The 20,746-nt window shown below is 68.6% G+C and carries 17 protein-coding genes; 8 read left to right on the top strand and 9 right to left on the bottom strand.

From position 1 onward, the window contains the following. Positions 1 to 244: 244 nt before the first annotated feature. Positions 245 to 2,146 carry an MFS transporter gene (locus ACGFI1_RS11370; protein WP_392784818.1) on the bottom strand — a complete coding sequence of 634 codons (1,902 nt, stop codon included), beginning with the start codon at positions 2,144 to 2,146 and terminating at the stop codon, positions 245 to 247. A 188-nt stretch (positions 2,147 to 2,334) separates the two neighbouring features. Between ACGFI1_RS11370 and ACGFI1_RS11365 the strand changes: the two genes are divergently transcribed. Further along, positions 2,335 to 2,766, top strand: coding sequence for a DUF2267 domain-containing protein (locus ACGFI1_RS11365; RefSeq protein WP_392784816.1), 432 nt, complete (start codon positions 2,335 to 2,337; stop codon positions 2,764 to 2,766). A 47-nt stretch (positions 2,767 to 2,813) separates the two neighbouring features. Here ACGFI1_RS11365 and ACGFI1_RS11360 read toward each other — a convergent pair whose 3' ends face one another. Both ACGFI1_RS11360 and ACGFI1_RS11355 read right to left on the bottom strand, forming a co-directional pair. After that, positions 2,814 to 5,591 (bottom strand): ATP-binding protein, encoded by a 2,778-nt coding sequence (locus ACGFI1_RS11360; protein WP_392785526.1) that lies wholly within the window; start codon positions 5,589 to 5,591, stop codon positions 2,814 to 2,816. 132 nt (positions 5,592 to 5,723) lie between these two features. After that, positions 5,724 to 6,173: a DUF1931 family protein gene (locus ACGFI1_RS11355; RefSeq protein ID WP_392784814.1), complete on the bottom strand. Its 450-nt coding sequence runs from the start codon at positions 6,171 to 6,173 to the stop codon at positions 5,724 to 5,726. A gap of 349 nt (positions 6,174 to 6,522) precedes the next feature. Here ACGFI1_RS11355 and dnaK point away from each other — a divergent pair, with 349 nt between their 5' ends. Genes dnaK through clpB form a run of 5 tightly spaced genes read left to right on the top strand, consistent with a single transcriptional unit; the run spans position 6,523 to position 12,823 of the window. Further along, positions 6,523 to 8,400 (top strand): molecular chaperone DnaK, encoded by a 1,878-nt coding sequence (gene dnaK, locus ACGFI1_RS11350; protein ID WP_392784812.1) that lies wholly within the window; start codon positions 6,523 to 6,525, stop codon positions 8,398 to 8,400. Next, on the top strand, positions 8,369 to 8,938 hold the full coding sequence (locus ACGFI1_RS11345) for a nucleotide exchange factor GrpE (protein WP_392784810.1): 570 nt from the start codon (positions 8,369 to 8,371) through the stop codon (positions 8,936 to 8,938). The genes dnaK and ACGFI1_RS11345 overlap by 32 nt, the downstream gene beginning before the upstream one ends. Further along, positions 8,938 to 9,882: a DnaJ C-terminal domain-containing protein gene (locus ACGFI1_RS11340; protein WP_392784808.1), complete on the top strand. Its 945-nt coding sequence runs from the start codon at positions 8,938 to 8,940 to the stop codon at positions 9,880 to 9,882. Before ACGFI1_RS11345 ends, ACGFI1_RS11340 begins: the two co-directional genes overlap by 1 nt. Continuing rightward, a complete protein-coding gene (locus tag ACGFI1_RS11335; RefSeq protein ID WP_392784806.1) occupies positions 9,882 to 10,226 on the top strand; it encodes a chaperone modulator CbpM in 345 nt (114 codons plus the stop codon). The genes ACGFI1_RS11340 and ACGFI1_RS11335 overlap by 1 nt, the downstream gene beginning before the upstream one ends. Continuing rightward, positions 10,208 to 12,823 (top strand): ATP-dependent chaperone ClpB, encoded by a 2,616-nt coding sequence (gene clpB, locus ACGFI1_RS11330; protein ID WP_392784804.1) that lies wholly within the window; start codon positions 10,208 to 10,210, stop codon positions 12,821 to 12,823. Before ACGFI1_RS11335 ends, clpB begins: the two co-directional genes overlap by 19 nt. A 21-nt stretch (positions 12,824 to 12,844) precedes the next feature. Here the strand turns inward: clpB and ligD are convergent, their stop codons facing one another. Together ligD and ACGFI1_RS11320 are read right to left on the bottom strand one after the other, a co-directional pair. Further along, positions 12,845 to 13,798: a non-homologous end-joining DNA ligase gene (ligD, locus tag ACGFI1_RS11325; protein WP_392784802.1), complete on the bottom strand. Its 954-nt coding sequence runs from the start codon at positions 13,796 to 13,798 to the stop codon at positions 12,845 to 12,847. A 191-nt stretch (positions 13,799 to 13,989) separates the two neighbouring features. Next, positions 13,990 to 15,054, bottom strand: a complete 1,065-nt coding sequence (locus ACGFI1_RS11320) for a hypothetical protein (protein WP_392784800.1) — start codon at positions 15,052 to 15,054, stop codon at positions 13,990 to 13,992. Positions 15,055 to 15,164: 110 nt separating this feature from the next. Here ACGFI1_RS11320 and ACGFI1_RS11315 point away from each other — a divergent pair, with 110 nt between their 5' ends. Continuing rightward, the gene (locus tag ACGFI1_RS11315; protein WP_392784798.1) at positions 15,165 to 15,518 is read left to right on the top strand and encodes a transposase; all 354 of its coding nucleotides are present in this window, start codon (positions 15,165 to 15,167) and stop codon (positions 15,516 to 15,518) included. Between the two features lie 162 nt (positions 15,519 to 15,680). Here the strand turns inward: ACGFI1_RS11315 and ACGFI1_RS11310 are convergent, their stop codons facing one another. The 4 genes from ACGFI1_RS11310 to ACGFI1_RS11295 all read right to left on the bottom strand — a co-directional run bounded on the left by ACGFI1_RS11310 (position 15,681) and on the right by ACGFI1_RS11295 (position 19,105). Further along, positions 15,681 to 15,950, bottom strand: a complete 270-nt coding sequence (locus tag ACGFI1_RS11310) for an integrase core domain-containing protein (RefSeq protein ID WP_392784796.1) — start codon at positions 15,948 to 15,950, stop codon at positions 15,681 to 15,683. Beyond that, positions 15,907 to 16,431 carry a hypothetical protein gene (locus ACGFI1_RS11305; protein ID WP_392784794.1) on the bottom strand — a complete coding sequence of 175 codons (525 nt, stop codon included), beginning with the start codon at positions 16,429 to 16,431 and terminating at the stop codon, positions 15,907 to 15,909. The genes ACGFI1_RS11310 and ACGFI1_RS11305 overlap by 44 nt, the downstream gene beginning before the upstream one ends. Before the next feature lie 806 nt (positions 16,432 to 17,237). Continuing rightward, entirely contained in the window at positions 17,238 to 18,023 is a 786-nt protein-coding gene (locus tag ACGFI1_RS11300) for a hypothetical protein (protein WP_392784792.1), read from the bottom strand. A gap of 776 nt (positions 18,024 to 18,799) precedes the next feature. Continuing rightward, entirely contained in the window at positions 18,800 to 19,105 is a 306-nt protein-coding gene (locus tag ACGFI1_RS11295; RefSeq protein WP_392784790.1) for a hypothetical protein, read from the bottom strand. 866 nt (positions 19,106 to 19,971) lie between these two features. On the opposite strand from ACGFI1_RS11295, the gene ACGFI1_RS11290 reads away from it, so the two are divergent. Beyond that, a complete protein-coding gene (locus tag ACGFI1_RS11290) occupies positions 19,972 to 20,298 on the top strand; it encodes a hypothetical protein (RefSeq protein ID WP_392784788.1) in 327 nt (108 codons plus the stop codon). Positions 20,299 to 20,746 lie beyond the last annotated feature (448 nt).

Below are 20,746 nucleotides of genomic sequence, written 5' to 3'. Positions count from 1 at the left end.
CCGCCGCGGTGACGGTTCCGGAAGGCGCGGAACAGGCGGAGCGGGAACAAGCCGATCAACGGAGCGCGCCTGCCGAGATCCTCCCGATCCTCCCGGTCGAAGGCACGGGCGTAACGAGCGGCGTCGGCGGCGGTCTCGTACTCCTTGGCACCTCCGGCCCCGCATTTCCGGTGACAGGTCCACACCAGCGTGTTCCCTTCAGTGGTGAACCGCGGACGATGGCCGAGAAGACGGCAGGCGAGCGTCACTTCTCGTCCCCCCTTGAGCCTCCAGGGCCGTACCTGCTGCGCGTCAGCCGCCGCAGCCGCCCCTCCCTGACCGCCTCGCCCAGCGCGTGCCCGAACCGGCCGGGGCCCCAGCCTCGGGCGCCGACCCGCTCCGCCAGGTCTCGCCGCTCTACGGGGCCGGCCCCGGTCGCGTGGACGAGATCATCGATCTCACGGTCGAGTTCGCGCTCGGAGACCGCCCTCGCCCGGCTGGGCGTCCCCGCCGTTCCCATCATCCCCGGTGAGTAGGTCTGCGACCCTCCGGGCCCGGGACGGAAGCGCTGCGGCATCGCCATCTCCCGCTTGCGGCGCCGGGCGGCACGCTCCCCGGCGCGGCGATCGCGTTCGGCGGCGAGCCGCCTGTCCTCCGCCGGCAGTTCCCGCTCCAGTTCGGCCTGCCGGATGCTCTCCTGCTCCTGTGGCGTGGTCGCCTCGGCCTCCTGCGCGGTCAGCGGACGGGCGATGTTCTCCAGCGACTGCTGTTCGGCGCGGACACCGAAGATCAGCTCGGCGATCCCGCCCAGCAGCATGGCCCCGCACCCGATGAAGAACCCGAGGGCGACGAGTTCCCGCCGGCCGCTGCCGATGAACTGGCCGAAGAGCGCCGGGCCGGTGATTCCGCCCACCGCGGTGCCGACCGCGAAGAACAGGGCGATGGCCAGGGCGCGGGTCTCCATCGGGAAGATCTCGCTGACCGTCAGGTAGGCGGAGCTGGCCCCGGCCGACGCGACGAAGAAGCTCACCGAGACCAGGATGATGAACGTCGTCGAGGTCAGCAGGCCGGCCATGAGCAGGGCGGCAGTCGCCGCGATGAGCACCGCGGAGCCGAAATAGGTGCCGGCGATCATCGGCTTGCGGCCGACGGTGTCGAAGAGGCGTCCGAGCAGCAGCGGTCCCATCAGGTTCCCGAGCGCGAACGCGGCCAGGAAGTAGGGCACCGTGCCGGACGCGACGCCGAAGAAGTCACTGAGGATCGTGCCCAGGTCGAACGTGACCGCGTTGTACATGAAGGCCTGCCCGACGAACAGCGACAGCCCGAGGACAGTGCGGTTGGGGTAGCGCTTGACCGTCACGCGCGCGATCTCGCGGAAACTGATCGACCTGCGCTGCCGGACGCTGATGCTCTCGCCCGGAGGCGGCAGCGGCTTCCCCGTACCGGTCTGCACCTCCCGCTCGATGCGGTCGACGATCCGTTCCGCCTCCTGCTCATGGCCGTGGATGAACAGCCACCGGGGGCTCTCCGGGACACTCCGGCGCACCACCATGATCCCCAGCCCGAGGACCCCGCCGATGGCGAAGGCCAGCCGCCAGCCGAGATCCGCCGACAGCAGGGCGTCGTTGAGGAGCAGGACGCTGCCCAGGCTGCCGATGGCCGCGCCCAGCCAGTAACTGCCGTTGATGGCGAGGTCCACCCGGCCGCGGTTGCGGGCGGGGATCAGCTCGTCGATGGCCGAGTTGATGGCCGCGTACTCACCGCCGATACCGGCCCCGGTGAAGAAACGGAACAGGAACAGGTACCACGCCTCGGTCGCGAAGGCCGTCGCCACGGTCGCCACCAGGTACAGCCCCAGTGTGAGCATGAACAGCTTCTTGCGTCCGAAGCGGTCGGTGAGCTGGCCGAAGAGCAGCGCGCCGAGGCATGCGCCGGCGACGTAGCAGGCCGCGGCCGTGCCGATGTCGCCGCTCGAGATGTCGATTCCGCTGCCCGGCTCGGTCATCCGGGCCGCGATGGAACCCACGATGGTGACCTCCAGCCCGTCCAGCACCCAGACGGTGCCGAGGCCGATCACGATCCTCCAGTGGAATCTCGACCATGGCAGGCGGTCCAGCCGAGCGGGCACACGGGTCTGGATCGTGCCCAGGTCGTCAGCGGTCGTCATGTCCTCACCCCCTTGATAGGCGGATCGCAGCTATCGGCCAGCATCCGGTGAGAGTGGTGAGCAGGCATCGCCCATGCCAGGTGAAACGAGGCCCGGTTCCGAAGCCACCCGGACAGGGTGATGCGTCATCACCCGATCCCGAGCAACACTCTCTGCGAAAGTCATCCTCATTCGGAAGGTATGCCGACATGAGCGCAACGGGATTCTCGACCTTCGACAAGACCATCGACAAGACGAACCGCGTGCTGGCAGAGATCGAGCATGCATACGGCTGGTCAAAGGATCAGCGGACCAAGTCCTATGACGCGCTGCGAGCCGTAATGCACACGTTGCGGGACCGGCTGACCGTGGACGAATGTGCCCATCTGGCCGCCCAGCTTCCGTTGCTGGTCCGCGGCGTGTACTACGAGGGCTGGGACCCCAGCCGGGTACCGGTGAAGATGGACCGGGAACGGTTCCTGCAGAGCGTTCGGCGCGGCTTCCCCTATGAGGCTGACGGCGGCATGGAACGGCTGGTGTCCACCGTCCTGCAGGCGCTGCGCCACTATGTCACAGAAGGCGAATGGGAGGACATCAAGTCCAGCATCTCCCGGGACCTGCGTCCGCTCATTCCGGTCTAGCCGGTCTGCGGGCCACAGGGGCCTCGGTCTGTGTTCGCTCGTCGGGATCATCTCTGGGGTTCGCTTCGGGGAGGGCCGTCGGCATGTTCGAGGACCTGCCGTGCCAGTTCGACGCGCGAACGGACGTTGAGTTTTCGGAAGATCTGGCGCAGGTGGAACGCGACCGTGTGGACGCTGATGAACAACTGGTCGGCGACGCGCTGGTTGGTGAGCCCTTGGGCGACGAGCAAGGAGATCCGCTGCTCGGTTCCCGTCAGGCTGCCCCAGCCTGTCGCGGTCCGCTTGCGGTGGTTCCAGTGCCGCCGGCGTTCCCCCATCCGCCGCAGGCGCTTGCGGATCCGGGCGGCGTCGCGCTCGGCACCGGCCGCCGTGTAACAGGAGAGAGCCTCGTCGAGACATCGGATCGTCCGGCCGCGCGAGCCGTCCGCCCCGCCCAGCAGCACGCCGAGGTCCTCATAGGCGGAGGCGCGCGCCCAACGGTCGGCGTGCTGTGCGGCCGCGCTCCGCAGGAGATCCGGATCGCCGTGCAGCAACCCGCGGGCGTGCTCGCCGGCGGCGGCCAGGCTGGGCAGCCCCGGGTTCGTCTCGGCGAGCCGCTCGGCCGCCGCGACGACATCCTCCGCCGCTCCGGGCTCACCCGCCGCGACCGCCGTCCGAACCAGCCAGGCCGCCGCCGTCGGATCGCAGGTCAGCACCTGGTTGTGCTTCGCCAGACCGTCGAGGAGGCGGCTCAGTCCGGGCAGGGCGGCCCGCGGGCCATCGCACGCCTCGGTCACCTGTGCCCGGACCAACTCGCTTCGGGTCAGGTTGAAGGGAGGGGGCGCCGGATCGCCCGCGCCCGCCCCGCCGAGGCCGTGCTCGGTGGCCGTCCCGAGATCGCCGGAGCGCAGCGCCGCGATGGACAACTCGGACCGGGCGCAGGCGGCCAGGAGGTCCGCCCCGCCCGCAGCGGCCAACTCCAGAGCCGATCTCGCCTCGTGGATCGCCTCCTCCGGCCGCCCCTCCCCGAGGTGGATGCGTGATCGCACGATCCCGGGCCCGGCCGCCCAGCCGTCCCGCCCGATCCCGTCCGTCCCCCCGGTCCCGGGCAGCATCGCCTGTCGTGCCTCGTCCATGTGCCTGACGTCCACCAGGAACGAGGCCAGGATCAGGCTGGGGTGGAGCCGACACTCGTCCACGCCGTCGTTGAACGCCTGCCGCACGCCGGCCCGCGTGAATTCGAGCGCACCGGCCAGATCGCCCTCGTCCCAGGCGTTCATGGCGAGGACGATGAGCGCCCCGGTCACCAGGCCGCAGCCGGGCTCGTCGCCCGCCTTGACGATCGCTTTCGCCCGGTCCAGCACCCCCTCGCCCATCCGCGGCCCGGCCTCGGCCTGCAGGAGGGCCAGTTCGGCGCGGTCGCGTACCTCGCCCGACAGGTCCGGCATGTCCAGCACGGCCTTGGCCGTGTCCGACGCCCTGGCGGCCTGGCCCATCGGCACCAGTACGAAGGACAGCGCGGTCAGCAGTTCGGCGATGGACGGACCGGACCCGCACTGGTCGAGCGCGGCCTCCGCGAGATCCGCGGCTCCCCGCAGGTCACCGGCGGCGACCAGGGTCCGCATCGCCGTCATCGTGCGCGCGAACCGCCGCGGGTCGGCGGGTTCGGTGAGGTCCAGCGCCCGGCGGGTCAGCTCTGCGGCGACCGTCGGGGAAGCGCCGAGCAACTCTGCGCTCGCCCGGTCCAGGCTCTGGAGGACCTCCGGGACGCCTGGTACGGCCCCAGCCATGAGGTGGGTCGCCGCGGCCTCCGCCCGGCCACCGTGCTCCAGCAGGGTCCTGCCGATCTGCACGTGCAGCGCCTGCCGGACGGGAGCGGGAATACTCGTGATCACGGATTCGCGCACCAGGTCGTGCCGGAACACCAGTGCCTCTTCGTGCGCTACCAGCACCCCGGTCGCCAGTATCGCCTCCAGTGCCGGCAGGAGGTCGGAGGGAGTGGTGCCGAGCAGATCGGCGGCGACCAGGGGATGGAACGCGGGCCCCAGCATCGCCGCAAGCTCAAGGAGCCGCCGGGCCGCCGGATCCAGGCCGTCCAGGCGGCCCTGGACGACGAGATGGACCCGCTCCGGCAGCCGGGAGGTGACGAGACGAGCGTGGCCCTGGGAGATCTCCACCCCGCCCTCGTCCAGCAGTCCATTCGTCAGCTCGACGAGCAGCAGCGGATTGCCGCCCGCCCCCTCCGCCAGCGCGCGCAGGCCGGGGTCCGGGGACGCGCCCAAGGCGGCGGTGACCAGGTCGGAGACTGCCTCGCCGGTCAGTGAGCGGAGCTGGAGCAAGACGGCGCCGCCGGCCTGCAAGCGGAGGAACAGCCGGTCGAGTTCGGCCCCGCCGCAGCCGCTGCGGCGCGCGAGAATCCAGCGCACGGGGGAGGTGGCGAGCCGGATCGGCAGCGTCTGCAGCGCGTGAAGCGTCGCGAGATCGGCCCATTGGAGATCGTCCAGTACGACCAGCAACGAGGTGGAGCGGGCCCGCCGCTCCAGCGCGGCCCACAACCGCTCGGCCGGGCGGTCCTGCCCGCCGGTCTGCCGCGGAGGCGGCCCGGGCTCGCGGAGTGCCGACAGCAGCGACTCCAGGCTCGCGGACCGGCGCAGTTCAGGGGCCGTGTCCGCGACCACCACAGCGAAGCCTTCGTCGGCGGCCCTCCGCGCGGCCTCCTCCAGCAGGCGGGTCCGCCCCAGGCCCGGCTCCCCCTCGACGAGGATGGCTCTCGGGCCGTCGGCACGCGTGAGCAACTCATCGATGCTCGCTCGTTCCGGTTGGCGACCGAAGGTCGCGCCCCGCATCCGCGGCCTGCCGTCCATGCAGGCACAGTGCCCCGGATCCCGTCAGGGATGCGCGGGCGTCGACGCGACTCCGCCCCGTCTTGGGCCGGTCAGGTCAAGATTGGACAAAGGCGGGTGAGCTGGGGGTCCGGATCACAGGAGCAGGTCGAAGATGCGCTGCACCCGCTCCCACTGCGCGGTCTGCGGGTTGTGCCGGTCCGGGAACACGATCCGGAAGGCCTGCGACAGCGCGTAGGACAGACCGCCCGCGATCTCGGGAAGCTTCTCATCCGTGACATCGCGAACTGCGAGGTCCAGCGGCGGCCGCCTCGCCAGCAACTCCAGGATCGGCTCGACCTGGATCTCCTCGTCCAACCGGCGGAACCGATGGATGCTCTCCTGCAGGCCCTTCGTGATCGGCAGGTCGAACGGCTCGATGATGTCGCGCCCGCTCGCCTTCGCCGCCGCCTGTCCGATGAGGAGGAGGTCGTACAGCTTGGCGTCGAGGAACTCGTGGTAGCGCCGCAGATCACTCTTATCGACGTCCAGCCCGGCGGCGGCACGAAAGAAGCGCTCGAACCTGCTGATCCCCATTACGGCCATGGAAACACCTTCCCTGTCCTCTCCCGTCCCTGCGGAAGAACCTCCTTGCAGCCTCGCCGTCCGCGGGAACCGTCACATCGTCAGATCTTGCAGGCCCGGCTCGCGCCACGAGGCGGCCCTCCCGCACCGGCGGGGTGTGAAGCCGCGTGCCGCCCGCCCGCCTGGTCGCCTTCCGTTCACGGCGCCTCCCAGACTCCCCGCAGCGGGCGGCGGGCGCGGACCTACACGGTCGGTGGATGTGCCGGGCCCACTGATGACGGAGCGTCGGTGGTGAAGGCGTTGCCCACCTCCGGCAACGGTGTACGCCATCTCGCCGGAACGCGCGGTGAGAGCCATCGGAAGGAAACTGATGGGTAGAGCAGTCGGTATAGACCTCGGCACCACCAACTCGGTCATCGCGGCGACGGAAGGCGGCGAACCCCGGGTCCTCCCGAACGCGGAAGGGGCACGCACCACCCCGTCCGTGGTGGCCTTCACCGAACAGGGCGAGAGGTTGGTCGGCCAGCTGGCCCGGCGGCAGGCGATCCTGAACCCGAAAGGCACCATCACGTCCGCGAAGCGCTTCATCGGGCGACGTTACGACGAGATCGAGAGCGAGAAGGACGCCGTCTCCTTCGACGTGGTCGCCGGGCCGGACGGGACGGCCCGATTCGACGTGCGGGGCAAGCAGTACGCGCCGGAGGAGATCTCGGCCCAGGTACTGCGCAAACTGGCGGACGACGCCGGAAAGTCCCTCGGCGAGAAGGTCACCGAGGCGGTCATCACCGTGCCCGCCTACTTCAACGACGCCCAGCGGCAGGCGACGAGCGACGCGGGGAAGATCGCCGGGCTCGAGGTCCTGCGCATCATCAACGAGCCCACGGCGGCGGCACTGGCCTACGGTCTCGACAAGAAGGCCGACGAGACCGTGCTGGTCTTCGACCTGGGCGGCGGCACGTTCGACGTCAGCCTGCTGAACATCGGGGGCGACGTGGTGGAGGTCCGCGCCACCTCCGGTGACGGCCACCTCGGCGGCGACGACTTCGACCGCCGGATCGTCGACCACCTCGCCGACGACTTCCAGCGGGAGAACGGAATCGACCTCCGCGCGGACCCCCAGGCCCTGCAGCGGCTGTTCGAGGCCGCCGAGAAGGCCAAGGTCGAATTGTCCACGGTGACCCAGACACAGATCAGCCTGCCGTTCATCACGGCCGACGCCAGCGGCCCGAAACACCTCAACACCTCGCTGATGCGCTCGGTGTTCGAGCAGATCACCGCAGACCTGATCGAGCGCTGCGTCGGCCCGGTGGAACGGGCGATGAGCGATGCCAAGGTCACCGCCGACGACATCGACGAGGTCATCATGGTGGGCGGGTCCACCCGGATCCCCGCCGTGCAGAGCCTCGTCCGCCGACTGACCGGCGGCAAGGACCCCAACATGTCCGTCAATCCCGACGAGGTCGTGGCGCTGGGCGCCGCGATCCAGGCCGGCGTCCTCAAGGGCGAGGTCAAGGACGTCCTGCTGCTGGACGTCACCCCCCTGTCGCTCGGCGTGGAGACCATGGGCGGGGTGATGACCAAGATCATCGAGCGCAACACCACCATCCCCGCCCGCCGGACCGAGACGTTCAGCACCGCCGAAGACAATCAGAACGCGGTGGACATCGTGGTCCTGCAGGGCGAACGGGAACGCGCCGCCGACAACCGGGTGCTCGGCCGCTTCCGGCTGGAGAACATCCGCCCCGCACCGCGCGGCGAACCGCAGATCGAGGTGACGTTCGACATCGACGCCAACGGCATCCTCAACGTCTCCGCGCGCGACCAGGACACTGGCGCCGAGCAGCGCATCACGATCAGCCAGAGCTCGAATCTCGACGAGAGCGAGGTCGAGCGCATGATCGCCGATGCGGAGCAGCACCGGCAGGAGGACGCCCGGCTGCGCGCGCAGGTGGATGCGCGCAACGAGCTGGACTCCGCCGTCTACCAGGTCGAACGCCGGCTCGGCGAACTCGGTGACACGGTCCCCGTGCACGAGAAGGCGCGGGCCGAGGGGCTGATGGAGGACGCCCGGCAGGCCGTCAAGGAGGAGGCGCCGCTGGACCGGCTGCGCACGCTCACCTCCGAACTCCAGCAGATCCTGCACGGCCTGGGGACGACCACTGGAGCGGGCGCCGGCGAGCGTCCCGCTGGGGCCAAGACGGAAGGCTCGGACGACGATGTCATCGACGCAGAATTCACCACGGAATGAGCAGACCGGGCAGTCGGCCGACCAGGACCGGCCACTGGAGCATCCGGAACGGGAAGGCGCCGCCGAGGCATCCGGCCCGGAACCCGAAGAGGTCGAGCGGCTCAGAGCGCGGGTCGAGGAACTCGAGGACCTCTGGCGGCGCGCGGCCGCCGATCTCGACAACCTGCGTAAGCGCATGACGCGTGAACTGGAGGCGCAGCGCCGTGCCCAGCGGGCCGAGGTCACCGCGGCGTGGCTGCCCGTTCTCGACGACCTGGAACGCGCGCTCGAGCACGCCGAGGCAGACCCGGCGAGCGTCATCGAGGGTGTTCGCAGCGTCCGGGACCGCGCGGTGGCGACGCTGCGCGACCTTGGCTATCCGCGCCGCGATGAGGTGGGAGCTCCGTTCGACCCGGCCCGGCACTCGGCGGTCGGCGTGCGCACCGACACCGACGTGCCCCCCGGCACGGTGGTCGAGGTGCACCAGCCGGGCTACGGCGACGACGAGAACCAGTTGCGTCCGGCGCTGGTGTCGGTATCGGCCAGGGCCGGTGACTGATGGCCGTCCAAGATCCGTACGAGGTGCTCGGCGTCCCCCGGGACGCCGAGCAGGACGAGATCCAGCGCGCCTACCGCAAACTCGCCCGCGCCTATCACCCCGACATCAACAAAGACCCCGGAGCCGAAGAGAAGTTCAAGGACGTCTCCGAGGCCTACGCCATCCTGTCCGATCCCGAGCAGCGCCGCCGCTACGACGCCTTCGGGCCCGACTTCCGGCGGGTTCCGGAGGACGTCGACCCGGACATGTGGGCGCGCACCCGTGCGGGTGCCGCCGCCGGCGCGGGCCGTGCCGGGCCCTACGCCACGGCAGGCGGCTACACCGGCGGGTTCGGCGAGGACATCGACCTGGAGGAGCTCTTCGGCGGAATCTTCGGCGGCCGCCGGCGGGGCGGCGGCTGGTCCGCCTGGTCGCCCTCGCGCGGCGCCGATCAGGAAGCCGAGATCGAGATCAGCGTCGAGGAGGCGTACCAGGGGACCAGACGCACCATCACCCTCCAACGACCAGAGGGCAGGCGGAACCTCGACGTCACCGTTCCCGCCGGTGTGACCGACGGGCAGCGCATCCGGGTGGCCGGCCAGGGCGGGAGCGGGGACACCGCTGGGGACCTATACCTGGTGGTGCGGATCGCTCCGCACCCCCGCTACCGCCTCGAGGGGCGTGATGTGTACACCGATCTCCCGCTCGCTCCATGGGAGGCCGCCCTCGGCACCACCGTGGGACTGCGGACACCTGGCGGCGAGGCCAAGGTGAAGGTGCCCCCGGGCACGTCCAGCGGGCGGCGGCTCCGGCTGCGCGGCCGCGGGCTGCCCAACCCCCGCGGCGCCCCGGGTGACCTGTTCGCCGAGGTCCGGATCGTGGTGCCGCCTGAGCCGTCCGAAACGGAACGCCGGCTGTTCGAGGATCTCGCCTCGGCGTCGCCGTTCGACCCGAGGAGATCGTGATGGAGCATCTGATGCCCGGCACGGTTTACGCCATCGTCCCGACCCGTCCGCGGTGGATGGACCTCGACACCTTCGCCGATGCCGCGGGAGCCCATCCCGAACTGGTACGCCGGCTGGTGCGTCTCGGCCTGCTGGAACCCCACCGCGACCGATCCGGCCGACTCTGGTTCCCGCCCGCGCAAGTCGAGGCGTACGCACGCCTCGAGCGCCTGCGGACGGGGCTCTGCCTCAACTACGCCGCGCTGGGACTCGTCGTCGAACTACTCGACCGCATCGCCGAACTCGAGCGGGAACTGCGCGCCCAACACCACACCGGAGGCCGAACGTGGATCCCAACCGCCTGACCCAGAAATCCCAAGAAGCCCTGCACGACGCCCAGACCAAGGCCGTGCGCTTCGGACACGTCGAAGTGGACGGCGAGCACCTGCTACTCGCGCTGCTCGACCAGGCCGGCGGGCTAGTCCCGCGGCTGCTCACCGAGGCGAAGGCCGATCCGGCACGGCTGCGCGAGGCGCTAGAAGCCGAGCTGGGACGCCGCCCGAGCGTGAGCGGCCCGGGCACCGAACCCGGCAAGGTCCTGGTGACCCAGAGGCTCTCCCGTCTGCTCGACACCGCCCAGCAGGAGGCCGAACGGCTGAAGGACGACTATGTCTCCGTCGAGCACCTGGTCATAGCCCTGCTGGAGGAGGGCTCGGCGACGGCCGCGGGACGACTGCTGGACCGTCAGGGCGTCACCAGGGACTCCTTCCTGGAGGCCCTCACCCGGATCCGCGGCCACCAGCGGGTGACGTCCGCCATGCCCGAGGTCGCCTACGAGGCCCTGGAGAAGTACGGCCGGGACCTGGTGGCCGACGCCGCGGCGGGCAAGCTCGACCCCGTCATCGGCCGCGACTCCGAGATCCGCCGTGTCGTCCAGATCCTGTCCCGCAAGACCAAGAACAATCCGGTGCTGATCGGCGATCCCGGCGTCGGCAAGACCGCCATCGTCGAGGGACTCGCCCGGCGCATCACCGACGGCGACGTCCCCGAGGGCCTCCGCGACAAGACGATCTTCAATCTGGACATGGGCTCGCTCGTCGCGGGCGCCAAGTACCGGGGCGAGTTCGAGGAACGCCTCACCGCCGTCCTCAACGAGGTCAAGGCGGCCGAGGGCCGGATCCTGCTGTTCGTCGACGAGCTCCACAACGTCGTCGGCGCAGGCTCCACCGAAGGGGCCATGGACGCCGGCAACATGCTCAAGCCGATGCTCGCCCGCGGCGAACTCCACATGATCGGCGCCACCACGGTGGAGGAGTACCGCAAGCACGTCGAGAAGGACGCGGCCCTGGAGCGCCGCTTCCAGCCCGTCCTGGTCGACGAGCCGACCGTGGAGGACACCGTCTCCATCCTGCGCGGCCTGCGCGAACGCCTTGAGGTCTTCCACGGCGTGAAGATCCAGGACGCCGCACTGGTGGCCGCCGTGACGCTCAGCCACCGCTACATCTCCGACCGGTTCCTGCCGGACAAGGCCATCGACCTGGTCGACGAGGCGTGCGCCATGCTGCGCACCGAGATCGACTCGATGCCAGCGCCGCTGGACGAGCTCACCCGCCGCGTCATGCGGCTGGAGATCGAGGAGGCCGCGCTGTCCAAGGAGGAGGACGCGGCGAGCAAGGACCGCCTGGAGAAACTCCGCAACGAACTGACCGGGCTGCGTGCCGAGGCCGACTCCATGCGCGCTCAGTGGGAGGCCGAACGCCAGACGCTCCGCAAGGTGCAGACGCTGCGCCAGGAGATCGAACAGGTCAGGCAGGAAGCCGATCGGGCCGAGCGCGACTACGACCTCAACCGTGCCGCGGAGCTGCGGCACGGCCGGCTGCCCGAACTGGAGCGGCGGCTGCGCGCCGAGGAGGAGCGGCTGGCCGACAAGCAGAACGGGAGTCGGCTGCTGCGCGAGGTCGTGACCGAGGAGGAGATCGCGGCGATCGTCTCCCGCTGGACCGGCATCCCGCTGAGCCGTCTGCAGGAGGGCGAACGGGACAAGCTGCTCAGGCTCGACAAGGTTCTGCACGAGCGCGTGGTCGGGCAGGACGAGGCCGTCCAGCTGGTGTCCGACGCCATCATCCGCGCCCGCTCGGGCATCAAGGACCCACGCCGCCCCATCGGCTCGTTCGTCTTCCTCGGCCCCACCGGCGTCGGCAAGACCGAACTCGCCCGCACTCTGGCCGCAGCCCTGTTCGACACTGAGGAAAACATGGTCCGTATCGACATGAGCGAATACCAGGAGCGGCACACCGTCAGCCGACTGGTCGGCGCACCCCCCGGCTACGTGGGATACGAGGAGGGCGGCCAGCTCACCGAGGCGGTCCGGCGCAAGCCCTACTCGGTCGTGCTGTTCGACGAGATCGAGAAAGCGCACGGCGACGTCTTCAACACACTGCTGCAAGTTCTCGACGACGGCCGCCTGACCGACGCGCAAGGCCGCACCGTCGACTTCCGCAACACCGTGATCATCATGACGTCCAACATCGGGTCGGAGCATCTGCTGCAGGGCGTCACCCCGGAGGGTGACATCGAGCCGGACGCCCGCGCCCGGGTGATGGGCGAGCTGCGCCGACATTTCCGTCCCGAGTTCCTCAACCGGGTCGACGACATCATCCTGTTCAAGCCGCTCACGCTGCCGCAGATCGAGCAGGTAGTCGACCTCATGTTCAATGACCTCCGCGCCCGGCTCGCCGACCGGCAGATGCGCCTGTCGATCGACGAGGACGCCCGGCGGCTGATCGCCGAGCAGGGCTTCGATCCGGTGTACGGCGCCCGCCCGCTCAGACGCTTCATCGCCCGCGAGGTCGAGACCCGCCTCGGTCGCGCGCTCATCGCAGGTGACGTCCGGAACGGTGCGACCATCCACATCACCGTCGCCGACGATGAGCTGAACGTCCGCTACGAGAACCCGGAGTGACCGCCGTCCGGCCGCGCCGGCCTATTCGCGGCGGACCTCGCCGGGGTCCTTGTCCGTGCGGACTCCCCGCCAGCTCGGGTGCCGCAGCCGGTCATCGCCGGTCCACTCCGCGAAGACGACCTCACCGACCAGCTCCGGCCGCACCCAGCGGGCGTCCCGCGCATGCTGAGGCGGTACGTCGGAAACCGGCGGGTCGTCCTGCCGCAGCGGCGCGAGGCGCTCGGCGAGGTCGTCCAAGATCGCCTCGGTGAAGCCGGTACCGACATGGCCGGCGTATCTCAGCCGTCCACGCTCATCGTTGACGGCCAGCAGAAGCGCGCCGATCCGGTCGGAGCGGCGGCCCTCCCCGGGCTTCCAGCCGACGACGACCACTTCCTGGGTCCGGAAGTTCTTCGTCTTGGTCCAGTCCCGGTGCCGTTTCCCCGGCCGGTACGGGGAGTCGACGCGCTTGGAGACCACGCCCTCCATGCCGAGACGGGACGACTCGGCGAAGGCCGTCGCGACGTCGTCGTGGGAATCGGTCGTCTTCCAGCGCGGCCCGTCCAGCCCGAGCCCCTGGAGAACCCGGCGCCTCTCCGCGTAGGGCAGGGCGATCTGCGACTCATCGCCACGGTGCAGCACATCGAAGATCATGTAAGAGACGGGGTTGGACCGGGCCAGAGCCTGGATGCGGTCTGGCTGGCGCAAGTGCATCCGCGGGCCGAGCGCCTTGAAGGACGGCCTGCCGTCCGGTCCGAATGCCACGATCTCCCCGTCCAGTACCACCGGCACGTCGACCGCGGCGGCGAGCGGGGCGAGTTCGGGCCAGGCGACGGTGATGTCCTTGTCGTTGCGCGACATCAACTGCAACCGCCCGTCGCGGACATAGGCGACCGCGCGGACTCCGTCCCACTTCAACTCGGCCGCCCAGCCTTCCTTGGCCGGCAGTCCCCCCAGCACGGCCAGCATCGGCGGATACATCGGCAGGCTCTCCATCACCACGGCCTACCGCCCACGGACGACGGCAATGCTGGCCTACTGCAATGAACAGGGAAATTCCGCCTCCGCCTGTCCAAGAAGTTCAGTCGGGGGATGTAGAGCCTCGCACGTGGACGCGGCCCCTCCCAGCGCGGATCCGCGCCAACCTCGGCCATGCTCTGTTCGCCGCCGCGGTCGTCACCTGCCCATCATGGGGTGTTACCCTTCCTCTGCTGTTCCAGGCGGCTGCGTTGACGGATCCCATACGCGGAGTCGCGCACGGCCGACTCGTCCTCCAGCCCCGATCCGAGCGCACCACCGGCCGTGGCCATGGACGTGGTGAGCCAGGCCATCGACAAATAGAAGCCCCACTCGGCCCCGTGGTCAAGGCTGGACCGTAACGTGCTCCCGGTCAGTATCACGGGCACCAGCACGATCGTCAGCACGAAAACGGCCCCATAAAGGCACAGCACACCGATCAGCAACGTAGCCAGAGTGACAGCGTTGTACAGCTTGGCACGCTGGCGATTGATGACGTCGTCCGGGCGTTCCCACAACCGATGGTCGATGATCAGCCACGCCAGCAAGGCCGCAACCGCCAGCACCGCCAGGACCGCCTGCCGGATCGGACCGAGCGCATCGGTGATCTTCCAGACGGTGGCGTTGACCACCGCGAACGCCGCAGTAGCCAACACTCCGGCCAGCGCCTTGGACAAGCCAGCGAAGAGCCGCCAGGGCCGGTTCGCTCGGATCATCCCGGCCAGCAGCCGGAACCGGCCCAGCAACCCCGGCGTCACGAACCGCTGCTCAGACCGATGACCGGGATCAGCCCGTTGGACGGTGTACTCCTGTGCGAACCTCGGCGGCGTCCCGTCGCAGACCAGCGTGACCAGATCCACCACACCGCGGCGAGCCCGACTCGCCCGATGGAACCAGCCAAGCGCGGGAAGCGACAACAAGGCAAGCTTTTCTCCTCTGCTCACTTCCGCCAGAATCGGCTGAGTTCCCCGACGGCGCGGGAGATCGGTCACGAACACGGCAATGTCGTAGGCTCCATCTGGGAACTGACCGGCTAGGACATCCGCCAGGCGTTCCGCCTCCACCTGCTCGTCGGCCGTCAAGGCCCCGGGCCCGGCGTCGACTTCCCAGTCCACCGGTGCCGCCGAGCGTTCCCGCAGGTCGTCGGCCAGCGACTCGGCGATCTGCCGGACGATCTCCAACGGCAATCCGGGATCAGCACGCAACACCACGCGCACCACGCTGTCGTCGGCCAACCCGCTCCCCCCAGACACGGACAGTTGAGGGCCTTACCCGGAAGATGCAACGGAAACCTCGCACAGGACCGCCTCGCTCCGTCCCCCGGCGGCCGCCGACCTGGCTCAACGTGAAGCGCCCCGAGGATTCCGGACAGTTACCCCACTACAATGGAGTGGTCTGGAAAGGTGGTGATTTGCTCGTCCAAGAGGAGCTTCTCCTGGAATATCGGGAGGAAGCAGTGAAGCTGGTGATCGAGACTTCGCGGCCGGTCTCGCAGGTAGCGAAGGATCTCCTGATCAACGCGGGCACTTTGGCGAATTGGGTGAAGGCGTACCGGCGTGCGCATGCCGTTGATCAGCCCGAGTTGACCGTGGATGAGCGTGGCCGACTAAAAGAGCAGGAACGCGAGATCTGCGAGCTACAACTGGAGATCGCTTTCTTGAAAAAAGCGGCGACATACTTCACCAAAGAGCAACGGTGACCTCGGGGTTCGAATTCATCGACGCGGAGCACGCCAACCTTTCCGTGCGTGTCGACGGCTCCAACCCCACTATCATCCGAATGTGCGAATGACTGGGTTTTCCGGTCCGGCTTCTATGAATGGCGGCAGCGCTGCGCTTGCCGAAAACTACGTCCGCGCAGGTCAAGCAGCATGCTCGTACTCGTTGAGGATTCCGCCCAGCCGTTGCCTTCTTCGAATTTCCAGGCGAAAGATCTCACCCGGTTCGATGATCGGTGGAGGCAGCGGCTTCAGCGGGCGGGCGTTGGCGATGCCCTGATGCGGGCGATGCTCGTTGTAGAAGGTCTCGCACTCACGGAGCGCGTGAAGCAGGTGCCGCTGGTTCCAGATCAACGTGCGGTCCAGGAGCTCACGGCGGCAGGTCTGCACCCACCGCTCCATCACCGCGTTCATCCTCGGCGTCCGTACCCCGCTCAGCACTGTCTGGATTCCGGTATCGGCCAAGACAGTGTCGAACAGGTCGGGGAACTTGCCGTCCTCGGTCGCGGATCAGGAACCGTGCCCGGCGGCCGGTGTCTTCCAGGTCCATGACCAGGTTCCGGGCCGCCTGGGTCACCCACGCTGCGGTCGGGTGTGCGGTGGCGCCCAGAACCCGGGTGCGGCGGGTGTGGTGTTCGATGACCGCCAGCACGTACATGCGGGCGCCGGTGAGGGTCACGGTCTCCAGGAAGTCGCGCGCCAGCAGCGCCTCGGCCTGCGAGCGCAAGAACCCGGCCCAGGTGGTGGCGGAACGCTCGGCCGCCGGGTCGATGCCGGCGTCCTTGAGGATCTCCCAGAGGGTGGAGGCGGCCACCTTGACACCGAGCACCAGCAACTCACCGACCCGGCGATAGCCGCAGCTCGGGTTCTCCCGCACCAGGCGCAGTACCAGCAACCGGATGGAGCGGACGGTCGGTGGTCGGCCCGGACGCTTGGGTTTCGAGCGGGCAGCGTGCCGCCCGGCGTACCGCAGGGTCTAGCACGGCACGAGCGCGCCATCGTCGAGACCGAATCACAAGGGCGAGGACCCGGCTCCGCGTGCCCTTCGGTGATCATTGTCTCATCGCCCTTGGACGACGCGGCGCTGTCCGCTTGGGCCGGATTGTCCGGCGGGAACGTCACAATGAGCACGATGTTTGTCAGTTGCCCGCCTCCGGCGGGCACCGTGAGGACCTGGGATCTAGCGACCGGCGCCAGGTCCTCCCACGAGCGCATGCGGAAACGCTGGACAAGAACTGCCGGGCTCTCAGCGGCTTGGGAGTGCCCACCATCCGCTTCGATCAGACCGAGTTCGAGTACCAGGACGCAAATGACACTGCCTGCCCAACTCAGCGACATCAACCCGCCGTGCAACTCGGTGATGTACACGTCCTCGCTGGCATCGCCGCGTTCATCCTCGGCATCCGCACCCCGGTGAGCAACGCCTGGCTGCCGGCATCGGCTAGCTAGGTGGCACGAACGTCGAGGTAGCTTTTCAAGGTTCCGTCGGCGGGGGCGCAGAGCTTGGTGGCGGTGCTGTGGTGACCCGGTCTCGGTCATCGCCCGGCACGGCCGATGGGCCGAGTCCTCTCCCAATGCTGCTGGGCTACATCCGCGCGGTGGACCGGTGGCGGTACAACGCCATGTGCAACGTCGAACTGTAGTCGGACTACGCTGACCGGAAGCACGGCGATTCCACATGATGATCACGTTCATCAGGAGTCAGATACACGCGGAGTCTCCGCCCCCGCTGCTGGGCATCGCCGTTTGCCGGACCAGGAAATCCGCCCAGCTCCGCTCGCGGGCCAGATCTGAGTGCAGGCGCCGCACTGTCTGCTGCAGCCCGGTCTGCTCGGCGATCTCTGTTTCGGCCATGTTCTGCAGCCGAGTGGACATGCGTTGGATATCGGCGCGAACGCGTTGGTGGACCGTCTCCAGTTCGGAAAGTTGTTCTCGCAGCTTCCCGACGTCGCGGTCCGCGGTAACGACGCGGTCCTGCCACTCCTGGCGTTCGGCGGCATGCGCATTCCGCATTGCCGCGAGCTCGGTCTCCAGGCGGTTTCGTTCCTGGACCAACTCGGCTAGGTCAACCCCGAGTTCCACCCGCTGGGAATGCAGCCGGTCGGCGCGGTCGATGGCGATGTTGCGTTCGTCCACTAGGACGTACCGCCCATACGTGGTGGGGTTCTTGGCCTGCGCCGCGGCCATGAAGAGCTTGTGCACGTGCTCCCGTTCGTCCTCATCGAAGGAGTGACCGAGGTCTGCGAGGTTGCCGAGGACCGTGTCGATCAGTTCCCGCGGGGGTAGGCGGTTGCCGCTGAGGAACCGCGACATCGTGCCAGGCGTGTAGTGCAGTTTTTCGGCCGCGGTCGCATCGGTGCCGAACCGGTCGATCAGTTCGCGGAAGGCGGTAGCCCAGCGGGCGACCGGAGGCGGCAGCGACACCGCTAGGGGCTCGCGCCGCCGCCCGCCGCGTCGAGACGCCGAGCCGCCGTTCACTGATGCCATCGGTACCTCCGTTGCCAAGCCCCCGTTCGCCCCATTCTTGCCGACTGATGGCAAGAAGCATCTTTCCTCTTCTGGCAACAACCGCCGCTTCCCGACTGTGGACGGGAGGGCCAATCTGCGCCCCTGGAGATCGACGGGTTGGGAACCGATGACTACTAGCATCGAGATCATCAAGTCCGAGTACCGCGAGCACCACGGGCAAGGGCGGGAGCCGGCCTCCGCTGCGCCAGTACAGGACGACGTCCCGATCTCGTCCTCCGTCGCGTCCGCGTCCGCGGACGCGGTCGCGGTCGCGACGGAAGGTGAGCCGGGTCGATCGTGGACGCGGATGCTGGCGGGCCACGCCCTTCAGGGCATCGTGTCCGCTGGCATCCGTTGGTGCCTGGACCAGTTGTCTGGCGGATAAGCCCAATGCCGAACTGGCCGACCCACACGACTCACTGGTGCCTGCGCCAGCCTCGCCGCGGCGACACCCCGCCTAGCTACCCGCTGCCGTAACGCAACGAGGCCCGGCCAGTAGCTACCTGGCCGGGCCTCGTGCTGACATCCTGGGGGCAGGCCACAACTTCCGGGGTCCGAACACGGTCGCCCGGGAATCCGACGGCGCACTCTCCCACGCCACTGCCGCCGAGATTCTCTGCGGTGACCTGGGCACGCCGCTTCGCCTCCCCTACGTAATCGGGATCATCAAAGGATGCGGTGAAAACAAGACTGAGCAACGCCGCTGGACGACGGCTTGGCGCCTCGTCCACGGCCAGCAGCAGTCACGCCAACCTTCACAAGTTAGTTAGCAGTCGAGACACCGTGGTGGCCGAGTTGCCGGGCAACTCGACGACTTGGCCGCCCTGCAGGCCGCGACAGCGGCGGCCACCAGGTGGTCCAGCGGGCCGTCGCCGGTCATGTCGGCGAAGATATCGACGAGGCGGGACCGTCACCGCGCCGTCCGGCAGGACGTAACTGCCAAGCACCTTCACGATGTCCACCACGCCGCTGCGCACCACGAGCATCCCGACGAAGAAGTTCGCGGCGCCCATCGCGCCCATCAGCGGCACGACCACCAGTATCAAGAGGATGAGCTTCATGAGTTCCGCGACGTCCGCGACCGAGATGACGATCCTCGTGAAGGACGACGTTCACAACAGCTCAAGGGATGATCAAGGGGTGCACTAGACGACGACGCGAGGACCGGACGGCGCCGATCTGGTAGAACTCGCGCTAGCACTCACCACCACAATCGCCACCGCGGGTCGCCCAGAACGTGAAGATCCCCTCGCGGTACTGCCTGCCGATAAGCGCCCTTGACATCAGCCAGGAACGTGAGGTTCCCTTACACCTCCTCTGCTCAGGCGTCGACGGCCGCCCGCCGGGGTCACACAGGGGCCGCCTCGTGCAGGTCGCACTCGCTGCCGTCCCGCACCCGGTACCGGCCCGATCACCGAGACCATCACCCGCGAGACCTACGGCGGCAGCCGCGCCGAATGGCGGGCCACCGCCCGCCTTCCCGTCCGCGACACCGTCGAAGACTGCCGTTGAGTTGGACTGGGACGGCCTGCCCGCACCCCTTGTGACCGTGCTGGACCGCCTGGCCGCCGCCCCGCGATGCGCGACCGGCGAGGGCCAGTAGCCGGCCGCAGGCCGGCGCCCGATCCGTTGTGGCGTCGTGCCCGCACGACGCCCCGTCCACCGGAATCCGCCGGTACTAAATCGCCTGCCGACGGCCCACTGCCCAGGAGGCACCACCTGGTACCCGGGGCGGCGCCTGAACACCCGTGTCCTATCGAGAACGACGCTTGATCCGAGCAGCACGGAACGCCCAAGGCAGATCAGCGAAGACGGCTGCCGAGATCCGCTGGCCAATGTGCACACAGCACGCGTACGATCCTGATGTTCGCCAAAGAAGGGCACCCTCCTCCAAATGCCACCCGGTAGCGGAGGCAGGGAGGTACTCGTGGCCGAGACCCTGGCGTACACGATCGACGTTCGATCCGGGTGGGCGAACTCGGTTCAACCAGGCGACAACCTGGTCGAGCTGAGTCGTGCCGATGGCCCTCTCGACCAGAGAGAGGGTAAGCCAGTGGACGCGACTACCGGGCTCCTGGTGCTTGGACTCATGCTGCTCTTCAGCATCCTCAGCGGCATCACGGGAGCGATGATTTTCAAGGACTCGGCCACGCCCATGCGGAGAACTGTGCTGCACGGCTTCGGAACCTTCACTGCGACGCTCGGCGTGCTCATGGCCATCTCACTGTGGTTCACCACCGTGGTAAAGCCGTAGCGCGCTGAAGCCTCCGCCGCAACCCGGGTGTCGAGAACCCATGGCGGTCTCAAATGATCTGCACATCACCGCAGGTCAGGAAGTCAGCGTAGACCTCTGCCAGGGACCAGTAGCCCAGAGTACGCCGTGGGCGGTTGTTGAGTTCGGCGGCGATCCAGGTCAGGTCAGTCTGATCCAGCTTCCGGAGGTCGCGTCCCTCGGCATGTACAGCCGCAGGAGCCGGTTGGTGTTCTCGTTGGTCCGCGTTCCCAGGGGCTGCGTTTGTGGCAGAAGTAGACCGCATTCCCGTGTCAGCGGCCAACGCCGCGTGCTCGGCCATCTCGCGGCCGCGGTCCCAAGTGAGTGACTGTCGCAGTGGTGCGGGATGCGCAGCAATTAGCGGGTGAGGTAGGCGCGGAGAGAGCACTGTTCTGATACGAGAGCAGCCGACTTTAATCCGTAGGTTGTG

Origin of the sequence: Actinomadura geliboluensis (genome assembly GCF_043197915.1) — a bacterium.
Lineage (GTDB): Bacteria > Actinomycetota > Actinomycetes > Streptosporangiales > Streptosporangiaceae > Spirillospora > Spirillospora geliboluensis.
Note: the sequence above shows the minus strand (reverse complement) of the source record. Positions and strands in the feature narration are given on the sequence as shown.

Excerpts from the sequence above, each read along its gene's own strand:
- ACGFI1_RS11370 (WP_392784818.1), bottom strand. The coding sequence starts at position 2,146 with ATGACGACCGCTGACGACCTGGGCACGATCCAGACCCGTGTGCCCGCT.
- ACGFI1_RS11365 (WP_392784816.1), top strand. The coding sequence starts at position 2,335 with ATGAGCGCAACGGGATTCTCGACCTTCGACAAGACCATCGACAAGACG.
- ACGFI1_RS11360 (WP_392785526.1), bottom strand. The coding sequence starts at position 5,591 with ATGCGGGGCGCGACCTTCGGTCGCCAACCGGAACGAGCGAGCATCGAT.
- ACGFI1_RS11355 (WP_392784814.1), bottom strand. The coding sequence starts at position 6,173 with ATGGCCGTAATGGGGATCAGCAGGTTCGAGCGCTTCTTTCGTGCCGCC.
- dnaK (WP_392784812.1), top strand. The coding sequence starts at position 6,523 with ATGGGTAGAGCAGTCGGTATAGACCTCGGCACCACCAACTCGGTCATC.
- ACGFI1_RS11345 (WP_392784810.1), top strand. The coding sequence starts at position 8,369 with ATGTCATCGACGCAGAATTCACCACGGAATGAGCAGACCGGGCAGTCG.
- ACGFI1_RS11340 (WP_392784808.1), top strand. The coding sequence starts at position 8,938 with ATGGCCGTCCAAGATCCGTACGAGGTGCTCGGCGTCCCCCGGGACGCC.
- ACGFI1_RS11335 (WP_392784806.1), top strand. The coding sequence starts at position 9,882 with ATGGAGCATCTGATGCCCGGCACGGTTTACGCCATCGTCCCGACCCGT.
- ligD (WP_392784802.1), bottom strand. The coding sequence starts at position 13,798 with ATGGAGAGCCTGCCGATGTATCCGCCGATGCTGGCCGTGCTGGGGGGA.
- ACGFI1_RS11310 (WP_392784796.1), bottom strand. The coding sequence starts at position 15,950 with ATGAACGCGGTGATGGAGCGGTGGGTGCAGACCTGCCGCCGTGAGCTC.
- ACGFI1_RS11300 (WP_392784792.1), bottom strand. The coding sequence starts at position 18,023 with ATGGCATCAGTGAACGGCGGCTCGGCGTCTCGACGCGGCGGGCGGCGG.
- ACGFI1_RS11295 (WP_392784790.1), bottom strand. The coding sequence starts at position 19,105 with ATGAAGCTCATCCTCTTGATACTGGTGGTCGTGCCGCTGATGGGCGCG.